Origin of the sequence: Paracoccus sigandri (genome assembly GCF_003709565.1) — a bacterium.
Classification (GTDB): Bacteria; Pseudomonadota; Alphaproteobacteria; order Rhodobacterales; family Rhodobacteraceae; genus Paracoccus; species Paracoccus siganidrum.
In genome coordinates, this window is sequence record NZ_QNRC01000089.1 from 1 (window position 1) to 2,332 (window position 2,332).

The following is a 2,332-nucleotide window of genomic DNA, read 5'->3' on the forward strand; positions in this document are numbered from 1 at the left end:
AGAAGCGCGCAGGGCGATTGAGCAAACTGGGGGCTCCGCGCCCGACGCACTTGCCCAACCCGAAACCGACCAATATCAACCCCAAGGACTCTACATCACGGCGAGGGACGACCGGGGGGCAGGTCAAAAGGTTTGTCGGCCGCAAGCCCCGGAACCTGACGCATCTCGAAGCGGCAAGCCTGACGCTTGTTGGCGGCACGGTCTGGGAGGCGTTCGTCCAGCGCGTGCAGCTGAGCGTCGGCGAGACGATCCTGATCCACGGTGGTGCCGGCGGCGTCGGCACGATCGCGATCCAGGTTGCCAAGGCGATCGGTGCGCGGGTCATCACCACCGCGCTTCCCCGCGACCATGATTTCGTGCGCTCGCTTGGCGCTGACGAGGCGATTGACTTCACCACCGAGGATTATGTGGACGCGGTCGCCCGGTTGACTGGCGGCGAGGGCGTGAACGTCATCTTCGACACTATCGGCGGCGACACGCTGACGCGAAGCCCACTTGCCTTGGCCGATGCCGGTCGGGTCGTCAGCCTCGTCGACATCGCGCAGCCGCAGAACCTCATCAAGGCCTGGGGCAAGAACGCCGCCTACCATTTCGTGTTCACCAGGCAGAACCGCGGCAAGCTGGACGCCCTGACCAAGCTCGTCGAGCGCGGCCTGGTCAAGCCGGTGATCGGCGCCACCCTGCCGCTTGCCCGGATGGGCGAGGCCCACGACCTGCTGGAAAACGGCTCGGCACGCGGGCTGCGCGGCAAGGTCGTGATCGACGTTTCCGGTGAGGCCGCCGCCCTGCCGCAGGCCTGAAGACAACGCGGATGGCCCCGGTTCTTGCCCGGGCCATCCGCCCGCAACCAAAGGAGAGAATGAAAGATGATCGTTGCTTCCCCGCAGACTGATGCTGTCGCTCCGCAACTCTTTGGTCGTGGCCATGCATCGATGTTCGCGCCTGAAACGTTGACCGTCGGCGTCTACTTCCCGATCGAGGCCTTCGATGGCCCGGAGCCGTCCATGCACGATCAGATCGAGTTGGCCCAGGACGCGGAGCGCCTTGGATTTGCTGCACTCTGGGCACGCGACGTGCCGCTGAACGATCCCAATTTCGGCGACCTCGGCCAAATCTACGACCCCTTCGTCTGGCTCGCGACGATCGCGGCGCGCTCCAGTTCGATCGCGCTGGCGACGGGCGCCGTCATCCTGCCGCTCCACCACCCGATCGATGTCGCCAAGGCGGCGGCGTCGCTGGACCATCTGTCCGGCGGACGCTTCGTGTTCGGTGTTGCGTCGGGCGACCGCCCGGTCGAATATCCGGCCTATGGCCGCGATCCGAACCGGCGCGCCGAGCTGTTTCGCGACGCGTTCGACTACACCGAGGCGTTGCTTACCGAGCGGTTTCCAAACCATGCCTCGACCTTCTATGGCCGGCTTGCGGGCGGCGGTGACCTGGTTCCGAAGCCTCTTGCGTCGCGGTTGCCCATCTTGGTCACGGGCCAGAGCCAGCAATCGCTGGACTGGATCGCGCAGCGCAGCGATGGCTGGGTCACCTACCCACGCGACCTGCTCAAGCAGGCGCAGGTCGTCACGCAATGGTGTGAGGCGCTGCGTCGTGCGGAGGTCGGATTCAAGCCGATCGCGCAATCGCTCTATCTCGACCTGACCGACAACCCCGATGCGCTGCCGCGTCCCATTCACGTCGGATATCGGTTGGGCCGGCGCCGGCTGATTGACCTGTTCGGCGACCTGCGTACGCACGGCATCAATCACGTTGCCCTGAACCTCAAGTTCAGCCGCAGACCGGTGGCAGAGATCCTTGACGAGATCGGACGCGAGGTGCTTCCGCATTTCAGCATCGCCGCTGCGCGATAGGCGATGCGCGCCCCGTCATGTGTCGCCCCCAGCAGCACCTGTCGGGGTCGAGGCATCCCGACATGACGGTGCCCGAGACGAAATCGCTGAAATCGTCCAAGGATGACCGGCGGTACGCCGAGACCTTCGACTCCGAGCGCCTGACGGGCGCGCTCCTCGACCGACTGACCCACCACGTCAGCATCCTCGAGATGAAATGGCGAAAGCTACCGCCTAGCCAACAGCACAGCCCGAGAACCGCGCTGATCACCATCCAGACATTTGCCGGCGATTGGCCATGGCGCATACACACGCCGACTGGCCTGGTTTTACGCCGCCCTAGGCGAATTTTGCTCCGCCGTTGACATCGGGCGTGGTGCCGCAGCAGCCGCCGGTGACGTTGACCAGCCCCTCTCGGGCGAAGTCGGCGACCTGGATGGCGGTATCCTCGGGGCCCTCGTCATACTGGCCGAAGGCGTTGGGCAGGCCGGCAT

3 protein-coding genes and 1 pseudogene are annotated in these 2,332 nt (G+C 65.4%); 3 read left to right on the plus strand and 1 reads right to left on the minus strand.

The window, feature by feature from the left end; all coding sequences use genetic code 11:
- Window positions 1-224 precede the first annotated feature (224 nt).
- The 3 genes and pseudogenes from C9E82_RS23760 to C9E82_RS23770 form a co-directional block, all read left to right on the plus strand.
- Window positions 225-800 carry a zinc-binding dehydrogenase gene (locus C9E82_RS23760; protein ID WP_205962201.1) on the plus strand — a complete coding sequence of 192 codons (576 nt, stop codon included), beginning with the start codon at window positions 225-227 and terminating at the stop codon, window positions 798-800.
- A gap of 66 nt (window positions 801-866) precedes the next feature.
- A complete protein-coding gene (locus tag C9E82_RS23765) occupies window positions 867-1,859 on the plus strand; it encodes an LLM class oxidoreductase (RefSeq protein ID WP_119899410.1) in 993 nt (330 codons plus the stop codon).
- 113 nt (window positions 1,860-1,972) lie between these two features.
- A pseudogene (locus tag C9E82_RS23770) lies at window positions 1,973-2,105 on the plus strand (ATP-binding protein); the annotation flags it as partial.
- A 72-nt stretch (window positions 2,106-2,177) separates the two neighbouring features.
- Here C9E82_RS23770 and C9E82_RS23775 read toward each other — a convergent pair.
- A partial coding sequence (locus tag C9E82_RS23775) for a homocysteine S-methyltransferase family protein (RefSeq protein ID WP_183154146.1) occupies window positions 2,178-2,332 on the minus strand: 155 nt, incomplete at its 5' end.